This window comes from Pseudomonas eucalypticola (assembly GCF_013374995.1).
GTDB lineage: Bacteria > Pseudomonadota > Gammaproteobacteria > Pseudomonadales > Pseudomonadaceae > Aquipseudomonas > Aquipseudomonas eucalypticola.
The window spans coordinates 172427-186473 of sequence record NZ_CP056030.1; the positions used below are offsets into that span (position 1 = coordinate 172427).

The 14047-nt window shown below is 49.8% G+C and carries 16 protein-coding genes and 3 pseudogenes; 17 read left to right on the forward strand and 2 right to left on the reverse strand.

Annotated elements, in window-relative coordinates; genetic code table 11:
* Positions 1-128 precede the first annotated feature (128 nt).
* From HWQ56_RS00815 to HWQ56_RS00865, 13 genes and pseudogenes are all read left to right on the forward strand, one after another.
* Positions 129-1804, forward strand: a pseudogene (locus HWQ56_RS00815) (RHS repeat-associated core domain-containing protein).
* Positions 1805-1848: 44 nt separating this feature from the next.
* Positions 1849-2265, forward strand: coding sequence for an imm11 family protein (locus HWQ56_RS29305; protein WP_342366182.1), 417 nt, complete (start codon positions 1849-1851; stop codon positions 2263-2265).
* Positions 2266-2490: 225 nt separating this feature from the next.
* A pseudogene (locus HWQ56_RS00820) lies at positions 2491-3346 on the forward strand (IS5 family transposase).
* Between the two features lie 44 nt (positions 3347-3390).
* Positions 3391-3711, forward strand: coding sequence for a YrhA family protein (locus tag HWQ56_RS00825; protein ID WP_176569560.1), 321 nt, complete (start codon positions 3391-3393; stop codon positions 3709-3711).
* A 420-nt stretch (positions 3712-4131) separates the two neighbouring features.
* A complete protein-coding gene (locus HWQ56_RS00830; protein WP_245217812.1) occupies positions 4132-4434 on the forward strand; it encodes an HNH/ENDO VII family nuclease in 303 nt (100 codons plus the stop codon).
* Positions 4435-4443: 9 nt separating this feature from the next.
* Positions 4444-5166: a hypothetical protein gene (locus HWQ56_RS00835; protein ID WP_176569561.1), complete on the forward strand. Its 723-nt coding sequence runs from the start codon at positions 4444-4446 to the stop codon at positions 5164-5166.
* Positions 5167-5686: 520 nt separating this feature from the next.
* Positions 5687-6205 (forward strand): hypothetical protein, encoded by a 519-nt coding sequence (locus tag HWQ56_RS00840; protein ID WP_176569562.1) that lies wholly within the window; start codon positions 5687-5689, stop codon positions 6203-6205.
* 6 nt (positions 6206-6211) lie between these two features.
* Positions 6212-6556 carry a DUF7716 domain-containing protein gene (locus tag HWQ56_RS00845; RefSeq protein ID WP_176569563.1) on the forward strand — a complete coding sequence of 115 codons (345 nt, stop codon included), beginning with the start codon at positions 6212-6214 and terminating at the stop codon, positions 6554-6556.
* Between the two features lie 161 nt (positions 6557-6717).
* A complete protein-coding gene (locus HWQ56_RS00850; RefSeq protein WP_176569564.1) occupies positions 6718-7137 on the forward strand; it encodes a hypothetical protein in 420 nt (139 codons plus the stop codon).
* Between the two features lie 386 nt (positions 7138-7523).
* The gene (locus HWQ56_RS00855; protein WP_176569565.1) at positions 7524-7949 is read left to right on the forward strand and encodes a hypothetical protein; all 426 of its coding nucleotides are present in this window, start codon (positions 7524-7526) and stop codon (positions 7947-7949) included.
* A 72-nt stretch (positions 7950-8021) separates the two neighbouring features.
* A pseudogene (locus tag HWQ56_RS29335) lies at positions 8022-8208 on the forward strand (hypothetical protein); the annotation flags it as partial.
* Positions 8209-8533: 325 nt separating this feature from the next.
* Positions 8534-9109, forward strand: coding sequence for a DUF4303 domain-containing protein (locus tag HWQ56_RS00860; protein WP_176569566.1), 576 nt, complete (start codon positions 8534-8536; stop codon positions 9107-9109).
* A 136-nt stretch (positions 9110-9245) separates the two neighbouring features.
* Entirely contained in the window at positions 9246-9863 is a 618-nt protein-coding gene (locus HWQ56_RS00865) for a hypothetical protein (protein ID WP_176569567.1), read from the forward strand.
* 116 nt (positions 9864-9979) lie between these two features.
* Here HWQ56_RS00865 and HWQ56_RS00870 read toward each other — a convergent pair whose 3' ends face one another.
* Positions 9980-10405, reverse strand: coding sequence for a DUF2628 domain-containing protein (locus tag HWQ56_RS00870; protein ID WP_176569568.1), 426 nt, complete (start codon positions 10403-10405; stop codon positions 9980-9982).
* Between the two features lie 286 nt (positions 10406-10691).
* Here HWQ56_RS00870 and HWQ56_RS00875 point away from each other — a divergent pair, with 286 nt between their 5' ends.
* From HWQ56_RS00875 to HWQ56_RS00880, 3 genes are all read left to right on the forward strand, one after another.
* Entirely contained in the window at positions 10692-11393 is a 702-nt protein-coding gene (locus tag HWQ56_RS00875; RefSeq protein ID WP_176569569.1) for a DUF3053 family protein, read from the forward strand.
* Between the two features lie 220 nt (positions 11394-11613).
* On the forward strand, positions 11614-11736 hold the full coding sequence (locus HWQ56_RS29195) for a hypothetical protein (protein WP_280634416.1): 123 nt from the start codon (positions 11614-11616) through the stop codon (positions 11734-11736).
* Entirely contained in the window at positions 11733-11906 is a 174-nt protein-coding gene (locus HWQ56_RS00880) for a hypothetical protein (RefSeq protein ID WP_176569570.1), read from the forward strand. The genes HWQ56_RS29195 and HWQ56_RS00880 overlap by 4 nt, the downstream gene beginning before the upstream one ends.
* A 370-nt stretch (positions 11907-12276) precedes the next feature.
* On the opposite strand, the gene HWQ56_RS00885 is transcribed toward HWQ56_RS00880, so the two are convergent.
* Entirely contained in the window at positions 12277-12615 is a 339-nt protein-coding gene (locus HWQ56_RS00885) for a hypothetical protein (RefSeq protein ID WP_176569571.1), read from the reverse strand.
* 413 nt (positions 12616-13028) lie between these two features.
* Here HWQ56_RS00885 and HWQ56_RS00890 point away from each other — a divergent pair, with 413 nt between their 5' ends.
* Positions 13029-13574, forward strand: coding sequence for an imm11 family protein (locus HWQ56_RS00890; RefSeq protein ID WP_176569572.1), 546 nt, complete (start codon positions 13029-13031; stop codon positions 13572-13574).
* The last annotated feature ends 473 nt before the right edge of the window (positions 13575-14047 follow it).

Below are 14047 nucleotides of genomic sequence, written 5' to 3' on the forward strand. Positions count from 1 at the left end.
GGGTGTAGCGACGACGGCTTGCCGAGTTTGAGCGGGATAGCATTGGGCGGTTGCTGGCGCGCAGCAAAGACGATGCGCGTTTGGAATCCCAATACGACGATGCGGATCGCCTTCTGGGCATCGAGCGTATGGCGATCAATGCGGGTTTCCGCTTAGGCGTGCGGAAAGCGCAGCTTAAATTGGCGTACGACCCGCTAGGCCGCCTGCTCACGGAAACCACGTCCCAAGCGATGTCGGCTACGAATTCATTAGCAACTTCGAACGCGACGACCTGCACCGCGAGGTCTACCGCACCTAGGGCAAGCTCACCAGCTGCTTCGGCTACGACGCCATGGGCCGCAAGGCCTGGCAATACGCGTCCAGCGTCCCGGCCGAAAAGCTCTCGAAGGTCACCAACCCCAACGTGCCGACGCGGGTGCTGCTCAACGACTACCGCAATGCCGTGCAGCGTCAGTACGAATACGACCCTGCCGGCGAGCTGACCCGCACGCTGGATCAACTGCGCGGTGAAATCCGCTACGAATACGAAGCCAACGGCCAATTGCACGGCCGCGAAACCGGCAAGCTGATGACCAGCGAGGAGTTTCGTTACGACCCGGCCGCCAACCGGCTGAACTTCGGCACCAGCCAGTTCGACAAGGTGAAGGACAACCGCCTGCGCAACTGGCAGAACAACGAGTACCGCTATGATCCATGGGGCAACCTGATCGAGAAGCGTAGTGGGCAGCGGCAGGTGCAGTATTTCAAGTATGACTGCGAGAACCGGCTGGTTGCTTCTGAGACAATGGTGCAGGGGCGCCTGCACAGCAAGGGGCGCTACCAGTACGACAGCCTGGGACGGCGCGTCGGCAAGAGTGCTGAACAGGACGGGCAGGTGCAGGGGAAGCGGTTCCTCTGGCAGGGCCTGCGAATGCTGCAGGAGCTGACGCCGGAGCGCGATAGCCTGTACCTCTATGAGCCGGGGAGTTATGCGCCGCTGGCGCGGGTGGACCGCACGGAAGGCGAGGCGCAGCAGCTTTACTACTACCACACGGACCAGATCGGTACGCCGCTGGAGATGACCAACGCCGAAGGGCGGATCGTCTGGCAGGCGACGTACAAGGCGTGGGGGAGCATCGAGACGCTGCCGGTGGCGGAGGTTGAGCAGAACCTGCGGTTCCAGGGTCAGTATTTCGATGGTGAGACGGGGCTGCACTACAATACGTTTCGGTATCACGATCCGGAGATTGGGCGGTTTATAACGCAGGATCCGATTGGGTTGGATGGCGGCTTTAATCTTTATAAATACGCACCAAACCCGCTAGGATGGTTGGATCCATTGGGCTGGGTTACCTATAATACTATGGAAAGTATTGCAGGGTTTCAGAAGCATCACATAATTCCCCAGCAGTTGGCGGGCCATGAGGCAATTAAATTAGCGGGGTTAAATATTCATGATGTTTCAAATGTGATATATCTGCCAACACAGCCGGAGAATCACCCCACAAGAACTATTCACCGGGGATCTCATCCCCAGTACACAGCCTCAGTGGAAGCGAAGCTGGATGCTATTCACGAGCATGGGCACAGTAACGGTTGGTCGAAAGCGGAATACGATCGAGCGGTTAGAGCTACCATCGTAAATGAAAGAAAAGGTTTGCGAACAGGTCAAACGATGCTGAACAAAAAATTCAATCAGAGGGGCTGCATGTGGCTAGAATTTATATTTTGCAAATATCGGATGATTATCCTGAAAGCTACTGGTTCAAAAGCGTCGCCCAGGATGGCCAGGATCCGATTGAACTCAAGAAAGGACAGGAACTAAGCAGCGACTGGCGTTTAGAGTTTCGATTGGCAAAAAAAGTAAGTGTGAGCGCTGTTAAAAAGTATGACTTCTATTTTAGCGATGGTCCGAATTTTATCAGCCCAAGGCTCCACGCGTTAATGTTGGAGTCAAAGGTTTCTGGAGTTCAGTTTTTTGATGCGGACGTGTATATCGGAGGGGTGTTACAAGAAGGTTATAAAGTTATAAATATTACCAGTAAGATGTCTGCATTCGATTCGGAGAAATCGAAGAGTAAGCCGCTATTAAGTTATTTGCCGGAGGGTCCAAGGACGTACACAGATATATTTCCAAAGCAGGACTTGACACCCGATAGAGATATATTTCGTGCTACAGAGGCCTTTACCACTATTTTAGTCGTCGACCGTGTTAAGGAGTTGATTGAAAGGAATAGGGTTTTAGGAGTGAAGGTCGTCTCGGAAATATCCACTGGCGAACTTTAAGAGACGCGTAGGGCAGCGGGGATTTATGGCGGAGAAGTGTAAAGTGTATATTCTTAAGGTCTGCTGCTTGTATGGCCAAATAGCCGCAAAAAGCATCGATGATATGGGCACCGGTGGTAGCCCGATAGTTTAGGCTCTGTACGAAATCCCAAGAAACCCAATCGGTGTCCCTCGGAAGCTGAAATTTTGTAGAGTTTCCAGCCATCTACGGAAAGGAATCCTGTGATGGCAAAGCGTTACGAACTCTCGGATGAGGCCTGGACTGTGGTTGCCGATCTCTTCACCGAAACCCATGGCCGGGGGCGGCCCCGCCTGAGCGACCGCCTGATGCTCGATGGCGTGCTCTGGGTGCTCTGCTCGGGTGCTGCGTGGCGAGATATGCCGGAACGCTTCGGCCCGTGGTCAACGGTGTATCAACGGTTTCGGGACTGGCGAAACCAGGGGACATTCGATCAGATGCTCGAACGCTTGCACCTGAGACTGAATGAGCAAGGCTTGATCGATGTGCAAACCTGGATGATCGACTCACCGCAGTACGCGCAACCCGAGCCTCTTCTGGCGCCGGGGAAAAAGGGGGCCTGACGAGCCTGCCGATCACGCTCTAGGCCGCAGCCGCGGTGGCCTGACAACCAAAATCCACATGCTCTGCGACGCCAACGGGACACCGTTGCGCTTTTTGCTCTCTGGCGGTCAAGCCAGTGACATCAGCTACGCTCAACCCCTGCTGGACGAGGTCAGCATTCCATCGCGCCAACGTGGCCGCCCGCGTAAGCGCTGTAAGTGGTTGCTTGCCGACAAGGGTTACGACGCCGAAGCGCTACGCCGCTACTGCGATCAATATCGAATGCAACCCGTCATCCCGCTGCGCTCGATGAAGCGCAAACCCAAGCCTGGCTTACCAAGACTGTTCGATCGGCCAAAGTACCGACAGCGCAACATCATCGAGCGCATGTTTGGATGGCTGAAAGAAAACCGCCGGATCGTGATGCGCTTCGACAAGCTCGCGAAAAGCTATGCCGCTATGGTCTCGCTGGCTTGTTCCATGCGGTGTTTGCGACAGCTCTTTTCGTACAGAGCCTAGATGGTTGCTCTGCAGCTCTTGGGCAGTTTCCTCCTGCACAGTACGTGGATTTTTTGCAGCGCCATAATGGAGTCGCTGGTAATGGCGTATTTGTTTATTCATCTCAAAAGACCTTGCTGCCTGATGGAAGCGGCTACAACAACGGATTCATTGAAGTGAATCTTGGGTATCGTGACTTGGATTGGATGAAAAATTTTCTTGTTCTTGGAGATAGTGATCAAGATGTATATGTTCTGGATTTGGATCTAAAGGTTTATCAGGTTCGAGATAGGCAAGCATTTGATAATATCTTTGAGACTTTCAATGGTTTCGATGAGTTGCTTGTTTGGGTTTATCAATTTATTTTGGGGGGTGTGGATGAGTAGAGAAAGGAAGGGTGAAATTGGCGAGGGTTGCAATCCGTTGACGCTATGCTGCTTTGAATGCGGCATGCACAGTCGGCTGGCTGGGATGAGTCCACATTTCCATATAAAGCGGAATACGATGACGTCGTATAAAAGGATTATCGCAGTTTTTTGGGCTAACTTGAAATGCTTCCCCGAATAAGGCGGCTATTCGTAAGTGATGATTTGGATATAATGTACAACGACGTACTATGCTCTGCTACCTATTTAGTGGCGGAAGACAAGGGGGAAGGTATCAGGCTACCGATGTCCGATCAGTTGCTACTCATCGGTGGCAAGACATAATTCGCCAGGTACGCAGCGCCATTCCGTGAAAATGGCCTAATTTAGGGTGCTGCGGAGTGTTTTACGCTAGGTTCTCCGTGTAGCTACAGGAGTGGGGTGAAAGATCAGGTTCTTGATGCAAATACGATTCAAAAGGGGCTGAACGCTGGCAAGGTTATGACAAGCGATGGTGAAGTTGGTTCTCGCGATGATCCGCGAATTACGATTGAGCATAATAAAGCTGTAGTAGAACACTGGAATGAAACGGGGTATGATTCTAGCAGGCCAGTCCGAAACGACTTCTATAATGATACAGACAATATGAGCATTCGCCTGCGGTCTGCCAATAGCTCTGATGGGGCGAAGATGCTTCAGGATGGAGTTCGATATCAACAGGATGTTGGTCTGGATTATAATTAGAGGTGATAGATGATTATTCAGCCGCAGTTGGAATCAGGTTTCGGAGAAGTTTTCAGGGATCGGTACGGATATTTTAGATTTCAAGATGTGATGCCCAAGTACACTTACAACTATGGCCTTTCAGTCTCTGAGTTTGGGGGCTTTCTTACTGTTGTAGAAAATATTGTCGATGACGAGTTTTCTGCCTCGATTATCCGTCAGGTACCGGAACAAATCAATCGTAGCACTCCTACACTTGTCGCCATCGAAGAAAATTTTTATGGCCTCTCACATATGATTATCGTGCCTAGTGAGTTTCATGGATATTTTAAAGGCCGGTTAGATGATTTGCGCGCTAACCTGTTCCTGTGTGTTCCTATTTACCGGTGCGAATTTTCAGGTACGGAAACAGTTGAGGAATTCAAAGCGCTTCGCTGGGATATTGTTCCTATACTCGATTGGGGGCGCCTGCCAAGTCCTAAGCTCATAGTTTATTTTGACAACCCTAAAATTGGAAGTGGCAACGGCCCTGAAGGAAGTTTAACAAAATTCCCCGCTCTAATTCGTGAGGTGAGAAATCTAGAGGCGGTCGCGAACGGATTCATAGAGCTCACAAATTACGCTGGTAAGGTTCTTGAGGTATTATCTGATGAGCTCGATAGCTATACCATTATTTATGATCGAACTACTGAATACTCAGTTAATCAAGCCAAAGCTTTATCAATGGTTGAGAGGTTTGCGTTTGTTGGTTAAACCTACACGAGCAATAGTGTTGGGTGTAATCCCAGTTAAATGCCCTGAGTTTAAATGCAACAATTCTCATGCCGATTGGGATGATTAGCCCGATGCAAGGGTTTTCATAAAGGGATGCACTATTGTTCTGATGTGGTGCCTCCTTCACAGTGCGTAAATTTCCCGCTACGCCATAACGGTGGTGGTGAGATCGGTGTATTTGCATATTCAGATCGAAAGGCTGTACTCCTAGATAGTGATGGCTGCAATAATGAGATTGTCGAGGGCAACCTAGCGCGCCGTGAATCAGATTGGATGATGGACTAGTCTATTACCTTAGGAGGGAATATGATCACAGTTGAGCAGATAAAGCAGGATTTAACAGTTACCTTTCCGCGGCAAAAAATTTACTTCGTAGCTTCAGAAGTCCCGTCCCATGTTCAAATCCCCAAGGAATGGGACTGCTTCGGAATTGACATTGGGGGGGAGGGACTATCCGATAAGTTGGCGTCGATTTTCAGATCGGTTACCATGGGTTTTGATGCTCTTAGATGATTGTCTGTTGGGGAGCGCTATTCTCCACGACGAATCAACTTCTGATGTTTTTTTGGTGTACGTTTTTCATGATATTTCCGCATTGTATTACTATGTGGGTGGCCTGCCTGTTCGACAACAGGTTGCGGGAGAGAAATTGAAGGGTTTCCCTGCAAGGCTATCTGAATTTTATAATGACGTGCACAATGGCTTTACTTTTTTCCCTGCCCGGTCAATGGGGCCTTTGAGTGTCGATGATTTTTCGAGTCTCTCTGATCTTGTTGACGAAGATGTAGAAATTTCTGATTCGCTTGTGACTGTATTTTCTAATGGTGGTGGCGACTACCTGGTTATAGATCGCGATGGGCATGATGAGGACAAGGGGTTTATTTGGTGGCATGATGAGCCTTTAACGACGCTGCAAGAAATAAATATTTTTGAGGTAATGAATACTTGGATTTCTATCTTTTTAGAAGATACCCGCTTACGGAATGAATTTTTGTCAGGTGTAATCCTTGAAAGGTGAGTGCTGATGAAAAAAATTGAGCTAAGAAAAGTAATGAGTGCTGTCGAACTCTTGCAAGCGATAATCGCCAGTGAGGGTGTTGATGAAGATTATTGTATTTATGTCAAGGGGGATGCTGACGAGATATCAGGAGATACTCGTTGTGCATTGGATGTGTGTCCTTCGATTGTCTCGGATGTAGAGCAGGTAAGCGAGTTTGTGCGGTTGAACGATTTGGAATTATTTTCATATGGCCCTCAATTTAATGACGTGTTGAGAAATGTGCTGAATCAGCCTGGCAACTGCTCTGTAGAAGATTTGATTCGAGCGCTAAATTATTACCAGGATAACGACGATTTTTTAGATTTCTAGTTTGCGAAATGGCCGCTTCTAGCTGCTGGTAGCGGCTTTTTCTCTGCTGCAAATTTGGGCGAATTTTAATTCGGCGGATTTTCGCGTAGCGGCCCATCCGGTTTCAGCTACTTCAGCTACGACGCCATGAGACGCAAGTAGGGGGCTTTAGAAGAACCAATATGTATTATTTCATTGAGCCGGAAGTCGCTGGCAGATTGGGTGATAGTACGGTGATAGATGTGAGCGTCCATCCACCGGTGGTTAGCCATCTTGAGTATAAATTCGAAGGGTGGCTTGGAGATGATATTTTGGAATCATTTCCTTGCTTTATCGTATCCTCACGTTTGGCAGAAAAACTTATTTCTGATAAGTTTACCGGGTATGAACTTGGCCCAGTAACTGTTTCTGTTGCCGAGGAGGTTTCAGAAATATTTTCACAAGCCTTGCTTCCGAGATTTTTCTGGTTAAAGATTGTCGGTGGGGCTGGTTTTGATGATTTTGGGATTGCTAATGATTTTAGGCTGGTTGTTTCCAGGCGGGTCAAGGACATGGCCGAGTATTTCGACTTCAAATATGCAGACTTCGAATTGTACGTATAGTCTGGTTGGGGTATTCCTGTGTTTTAACGCTGCGTGGGCGTCAAGCGGTTCATTCAGCAAACTTGTCGGCCGAAAATACGGTTGGATACTTGCCTGTCAAGTGGTCTCGCATTGATTTTTCATAAGCTTTATAGGCTGGCTACTGTGAATGGTCTCGAAGTTTTTGATGCGTTAGTGGGGGAATGATATCGTCTCGGATACCTTTGCCCCTCCTATCAGATAGTTCGCGTACAGGACGCAATAATGCTTGTGTAGTGATAAGTAGGGGAGGGTCTAATGCAATACAGTTTAATTTTGAAGATAGTAAAGTTGCGGCTAACTATAATCATCTCTTTCTGAATCAGCGGCTTTGCTTGGTTGCCGCTTATTTACTACGGCAGCAGTCATTGGTTGAACGTTTCGACAAGGTTTACGGTGAAGCATTGACGCCTATTTTCGTGCATGGGCTTCAAGTGGCTATAGATGGGAACGAGGAGGAAAAGAAGAAATGTTATAGCATTTCCGAAGCGAATATCCCTGATACCGACGAGTTTAGTGAGGAAGAAGGCGCCTATGCACAAAATGCAATGATTAGCCTATATTATTTTCTCGGAAATGCATTGTCGGAGGATGGAGCTAGTATCCAAGGCGCTATTGGTCTGATGCTTGAGAATCTCGATTTATTGAATTATGAGTCCGATCATAATTATGATCAGAGCACCATGATTTTGAACGAGATAACTGTGGTTCTTGATATGATTTCCGTAATTGTTAGGGCTCCCAGTTCAGATGCAACCCTGGCGAATTCAACTGCGCGGGGATATATGCTCTAAAATGGATATGGTAGCGCTTATATATAATTTTTATTTACATCGATGATTCGAGTCCTGTCTTGCAGTGCTCACAAGGGCAATCTGTTGGCTGAAACTTATGCCTTGGGCAACACTACCGAGTATAACTACAGACGACGGACTGCCGCACACCATCTTTGATGCCACGCAAGTCCAAGTACCTGTGGTGGAACACGCTGGCGCAAGTGGAGCGTCTTACCAGCACTGCTCCGGCAAGACCACCGCCTACTGCTTCGACGAGCACGTTAATGGTCAGGCCTCACGCTCATTACATTGTTTTCAAAGGGGAACTCGCGAAATCAGCAATGATGCAAAAGCCTTACAGCGAAGTATGATCTTGATGGAACGGTATAGAATCAATCCAGTTCACGATCTTGTTGCAATGATGTGGGTAGAGGGACAAGGCCATTCTATCGCTAACGCTAAGCTTGTCGCTTCAAAGCTGGACATAACGGATAAATCAATTATGGCGAGGGAGCTATCATTTGAAAAGTTACTGGGGCCATGAAGGCAGAGTACAGCAAATTGTTGTCGACATTCTTGGCGGCTGAATTAGAGAGGTGTATATGGATTGGTCTGAATTGCAAAGTCGTATTTATCATTTCGCTAAGAAGGCTTTTGCGGAGTTGCATGATAAATGCCCCAATGAAGAGTTTTACGCATTTGCACTTTATACTGATAGTAGTGCAATGGGCATCGGTCCATCTGCTAACTCTATCGAGCGGTTAAACGAAAAGATCCAGTCGGAGCTCGAAGGCGAAGACGAAACCCCGGAGAATGCGGCCTATTACAAATGGGCCTCTTCCGAATGGGCTTATGAAGCGGTAGGTGGTGAGTTTTTTAAAGGTATTAATAAAGATCTAAGTGAGAGTGCTGAAAGAGCTGACTTCAAGGCATTCAAAGATAAAGTTTTGCAGGCTATGACTGATGCGCTGGATGATATGGTCAAGGAGCGTTTTTTTGATAGTCTCTGTAAAAAAGCTGGCAAGGCAGTTGTATTTGTTTCCATGACAGATGATGATGAGTCAGAAAATATCGAGAATGCGTCGGCGAGGGCAATAAATCCTCAAGCTATATATGAGGCTTTTCTTGGTAGGTATGACGTCGTGAACGAGCCCCAGGAAAGACAGGATGTAAGATAAGGGAGAGGCAATCGGATATCTTTATGAAGCCTCACTGGAATATATTCCACGATTCCCTCGGGGGTTTTTCAGGGTGGTGTAAGTACGCTAAATGCGTTCAATTTCTACCTGAATAAGCGTAAAAAAGGTGTAAGGTATGAGGTGTTTTGAGATTGTCCCAGATAATTCCCTGGCAATTGATGAGGCCGCGATCGTTTTGGGTGGCGGAATCGTAAACCTACCGTCTTGGCCTTCGAATCCGGACGGTGTACCACTACTCCTCGTCGCAACCATAGATTGCCTTAAGTTAAAGAGTAAGCTTCCAGATTGTAGTTTCCCCAACGCAAAGTTGTATGTTTTTTCTACATATAGCAAAACCGAATATTTTCTGGACAGTATCACCTTCACTGGCGCACAGCAGGAATTGGCTCTTATAGAAACCGGATTCACTCAGGTTCTTCAGGCGACGCAACACACCGTTAGCTCGGCGTCAGGCTTGGTGATGCCTCAGATCGCGACCAGGCTCATCGAACGCGTTGTAGCTTCCGAAGACTTTCCAGTTTTTTCGTTGGTCTCGAACATGGTACCCAATGGGTTACAGCTTCCCGCTGCGATATTGAAAGAATACCAGTTCTTTTGCCAATTCTACTCGGGCGACTTTCCGGAAGATTATTCTGACGTATTCTATCTTGTGGATGCCTTGGGCTACCTGCTGCTAAAGAAGCCTGAAAGCACCCTGAATGCGCCAGATTTGTTTTTTGTTCAAACAGCATGACACTTTCATCGAGCGCCAAAAACGTACCATCCAACCACGCGCCAATACTCGTCCAAATGCGATAAAGCCGCCATCAGGAATAGCGGCACCTAAGTGCCGCCAATTCCAAATACACCTCAGATCCAGCGCATCCCCTCGAACGGATTCCAGCTCTGCGAACCCTTGACCTTCTTCAGGTAATAGGCATAGTTGGCAGTAAAACCATACATCAGCCCGAATGCAATATTAAGCCCATTATCCAGCCACTTCGGCACGTCATGCCCCATGGCATAGAATGCGAAGTTAATACCAATGGAGGTCACCAGGACGATAGCAATCAACGACAGGTTTTTCTTCCACAGGCCCAGTACAAAGAAATAGATCAGACCAAAGAACACAGCAATGATGTTGATATTGATCAATATCCGTTTGCCTTTGGGCAGCGCCTTGAACGCTTCCTTGAAGCCGGGGCTGCTGGGGCCACCATGTTGCTCGAAAAACGCGAAGCGCTCTTGCCATTTCGAGCTTACGGTAGGGGTATTCAGTTGCTCGGTAGTGCTCATGTTCCACTCCTTGTGGATTTTTCTGGTCGAACCATTCGACCGGAGGGGGGCGGCCGCGTTTTAATGCGCACGGCCCGTCAATGCATACCCGCAACGCTGTAGCGCGTGCGTGGTAGAAGATTCAGCTGGCACGAAGTTTGAGAGTTTTGGATTGGATCCGCAAGGGCCGTAACACTACAAGCCCGCTAGCCCCGGCATTTGGCGGTGACGTTGAGACGCGATAAGCTTGCGCTCCCGCCGCGGAATCCTCTGCCGCGGCCCCGTTTTTCACTGGAGATTCATCGACATGAACGTCTCGTTTCGCCCTCATTGGCTACTCGCCCTTGCGCTCCCCCTAGCCCTTATCGCGTGCGGTAACAGCGAGCCTGACCAGCGTGCCGCTTTCAAACAGTTCCTGCAAACCCGCATCATCGACAAACCGGGCGTTCATGTTCCGCAGCCAACCGGGGACGAGTCCAAGGCATTTGGCGATTACGCGGGGCAGTATGCTGTGATTACTGATTTCAACAATGAAATGAGCGCCAGCATCAAGCCGTTTGGCGGCCTCGCGCAGAAGGCAGCAGTACGCTCGTTGAATGACGTGATCGCACATCGCGACGATCTAAAGACAGTGCAAAGCGGCCTGAATGACATGGGGCAGCAGCTCAAAGCGTCGAAGGCCAAGGCCGATGCTGCCCACGCCCAGCTCAAGCAGCCAGACGACTTGAAGGCGGTTTATGACCAGGCCTATGACCGCACCGTGAGCGTGCCGTCCAATACCTTTTTGGAGGTGTTGCCGCAAATCGATAGCGCCATGGATAGTACGCTGAAAGTGGCTGATTACGTTGACGCCCACAAGGCGCAGATCGAAATGAACGACCCCATCGTCAAAGTGCAAGACCCGAAGGTGCAGGCAGAGTTGAACACGTTGCTTCAAGACCTGAACACCCAGGCCAAAAGCGTTCAGCAAGCTCAGACGCGCCTGCAAGCGGTGATGCTCGGGCGCTGATGCCGATCGTGGATAGGCGTCCCGCGTCGCCGGTACAACACAAGCGATGCGGGCGCGCCGTCCTGCTGACAGGAATTCCCATGATTACCGTCGAGGTAATCAAGCACGTTTATCGATGAGCGGGTCCTGTGCGGACTATTTTTCATCGAGGTTTTCATCGGGGTGTCGTCCAAGCGCGCCGCGCATGGATTGCCAATACAGACTTTCAAGGGATTGCACTATGTCGAAGCGACACGCCCCGTTGGGTGCGGTCATTATCGTTTCCACCGCCCATTCCGATATGCTGATTACCGTCAACCTCCCGGTTGACCACCAGGTGTCGCAGGCGGCGGTGAACGTATGAAAGACTTCTTCCTGTTGGTCGTGACAGGGCTGTTGGCGGCGGTGCTGGCCTGGGCATTCTGGCATTTTCTGGGCGCGGACGCCGGTGCCGTGGTGCTGGTATTGATCGTTCTATTGGGGTTGAGAGATGAGAACTCGTTGTTGCGACGGCAATTGAAACGCCTGAAATAGCGCCAGCTCACATATTGATGGCGTTCGTTGAACGATGAGACGGCCTCCAAAACAGCTGCGGTACACCGCCCAGGATAAATTAGGTCGACAGGAGACCGAAGGCCAACGGCTTGCCCGCCGGCGGGTATCGGCTAAGACTTCCAGCCCATGCCTCCGACTGGGTTCCGGCTTGTCGAGCCCTTCATTTTTCAGGTAGTAGGCGTAGTTCGCAGGGGTGGCGTACATCATGCGAAGGCCAGCTTGACGCCATTACGAAGCCCGTGTGGCACGTCGTGCCCCATGGCGAAGAACGCAAACTCGACGGCTGCAAAACTCGGGGGGGCCGTCGTATCCGCAGTGGGGGTGAGAGAGGGCTTGCAGTCGAACCGCTTCATTCCCTCGGCTTCTGATTCACCAATCCAATCTTGTCCCGCCATAGCCATGTCAGTAGCGAGATGCTGATGACCAGGATGGGCGTCATCAGCGCTATGGGAATGATGGTGTGGTAGTAAACCGAAAGACTGCCCATCAACACGAACATGGCGGCCGCACCGGCGAGTTTTGCCTTGTACTGGCGACGATAGAAACTGAGCCAGTAGATTCGCTGGTTTACCCTGCGTTCCTCGTTTCTGCGCTGTGCTTTCGCGGACCGTTTCTTCTCCACTCGGTGCCCGTCCCTGGTTGGCTGATAGCGGCGAGCATCGCTTGCGTAGCAGTCGGCGTCAACCAACGGTACCCTGACGCACCTTGACTGACTATTTGCGGCGGGATGATAGCCAGGAGCGTCCGCGGGTAGCTACTCACCGCCTCGTCGCTTGCGGCGCTCAACGACTCTGGCATGGGGCCAAACCTGTAGATGTCGGCATCGCGAAGATTTTGAGGCTTCGAACACGACAGCATGGCGTAAGCTAAATGTCGACGCAGTGTACTGCGGTGAAAATTGGCTTGGAACGAACCGAATTTGAAATGGTAGGGATTATCAGGGTGTTGGACTCGCAGAAAAAAAGTGCAAAGTGGCCACAATCAGGTGATCTTTTCACTTTCGAATGCTCGGATGGTCTTTACCGGTTCGGAATGGTTGCTAGCGATTGCAGCGCGCCAGTTTTAGAATGGCAAATATACGTGTGCATCGTGGAAAGGTAGATGAAACTGTTGGGAATTAAAAGTCTAGTGTCCAACGTGGGAGCATTGATCTCGCTGCGTGATGTTAAAGGCAGGTTGTCAAAGTTCTTTATATGGAATGAAATTGATGGGGGGTTTCTGAAATTCACAGTCCCTCGAGGTGAGGCTCAAGCGGGTATCACACCCCGTCGACTTCAAGTAGTGGACTACTTGGAAACAGATATTGGTATACCAGTTTTTTCACGGAAAGCAAAAGATAGGCTTCTTGAAGTGGCGCCTGGTGAGGTGGAGTTTTATGAGTGTGTAGTGGTTTGCAAAGGCGAGGAATACTCATTTTTTCTTGGTAAGATTTTAAAATACCTACCCCTGATAGATGAACAGCGCTCAACCTTTAGGTTGTTGGCCGAAGGTGAAAGGTTGCTTGATGACGCGGTTTATAAGGATGGTACGATTGCGGAGTTTTATATGGCAAGAGACCGGGAGTTTTGTGAGCGTCTGGTAGTGTCATCTCAGTTTGTTGAGTTGTGCAAGCAAGGTGGCCTTGAGGTAGGGTTCTCAAAGCCCTGAGTCTAAAATCGTTTGCCAGATAAAGGGTCTACTTAATGGCATTCGGCGATGCTCACTTCCCGAGCTTGATCCGGTTTCAGATTGGGTATTCCTTTTTTGCGGTAAACTTCGTCCCTACCTGCAACACGGAATTCGCCGCTTCCCATGGTGCCCAGGTCCCTCTATCGCCTGGCCTTGGGGCCCTGCTACTGACCATCGCTCAAGGTTGGTCGCGTCCGCCGGTCGCCTTGCCCTCCGATGCCTATATCTGACTACGCGGGGCCCCCCGGCAGCGGTGTCATCCGCGAAGCCCCATGCCAACATCATCACTCACTGGCCCACCTAATTGAAAATGTCCTGTCCATCACCGTGGCCTGAGACCGCGACAGCCGCGTGATCAGCGATTACGACCACAGTGGTCGCCTACGCAGCCGCGTACGTTGCGTCAGCGCCCAGCCCACCCTATGGGAATTCATTCACTCAATTGGGTAAAA

What these genes read in the sequence shown, in the direction of transcription:
- HWQ56_RS00835 (WP_176569561.1), top strand. Translation starts at nt 4,444, where the DNA reads ATGATTATTCAGCCGCAGTTGGAATCAGGTTTCGGAGAAGTTTTCAGG.
- HWQ56_RS00840 (WP_176569562.1), top strand. Translation starts at nt 5,687, where the DNA reads ATGCTCTTAGATGATTGTCTGTTGGGGAGCGCTATTCTCCACGACGAA.
- HWQ56_RS00845 (WP_176569563.1), top strand. Translation starts at nt 6,212, where the DNA reads ATGAAAAAAATTGAGCTAAGAAAAGTAATGAGTGCTGTCGAACTCTTG.
- HWQ56_RS00850 (WP_176569564.1), top strand. Translation starts at nt 6,718, where the DNA reads ATGTATTATTTCATTGAGCCGGAAGTCGCTGGCAGATTGGGTGATAGT.
- HWQ56_RS00860 (WP_176569566.1), top strand. Translation starts at nt 8,534, where the DNA reads ATGGATTGGTCTGAATTGCAAAGTCGTATTTATCATTTCGCTAAGAAG.
- HWQ56_RS00865 (WP_176569567.1), top strand. Translation starts at nt 9,246, where the DNA reads ATGAGGTGTTTTGAGATTGTCCCAGATAATTCCCTGGCAATTGATGAG.
- HWQ56_RS00870 (WP_176569568.1), bottom strand. Translation starts at nt 10,405, where the DNA reads ATGAGCACTACCGAGCAACTGAATACCCCTACCGTAAGCTCGAAATGG.
- HWQ56_RS00875 (WP_176569569.1), top strand. Translation starts at nt 10,692, where the DNA reads ATGAACGTCTCGTTTCGCCCTCATTGGCTACTCGCCCTTGCGCTCCCC.
- HWQ56_RS29195 (WP_280634416.1), top strand. Translation starts at nt 11,614, where the DNA reads ATGTCGAAGCGACACGCCCCGTTGGGTGCGGTCATTATCGTTTCCACC.
- HWQ56_RS00880 (WP_176569570.1), top strand. Translation starts at nt 11,733, where the DNA reads ATGAAAGACTTCTTCCTGTTGGTCGTGACAGGGCTGTTGGCGGCGGTG.
- HWQ56_RS00890 (WP_176569572.1), top strand. Translation starts at nt 13,029, where the DNA reads ATGAAACTGTTGGGAATTAAAAGTCTAGTGTCCAACGTGGGAGCATTG.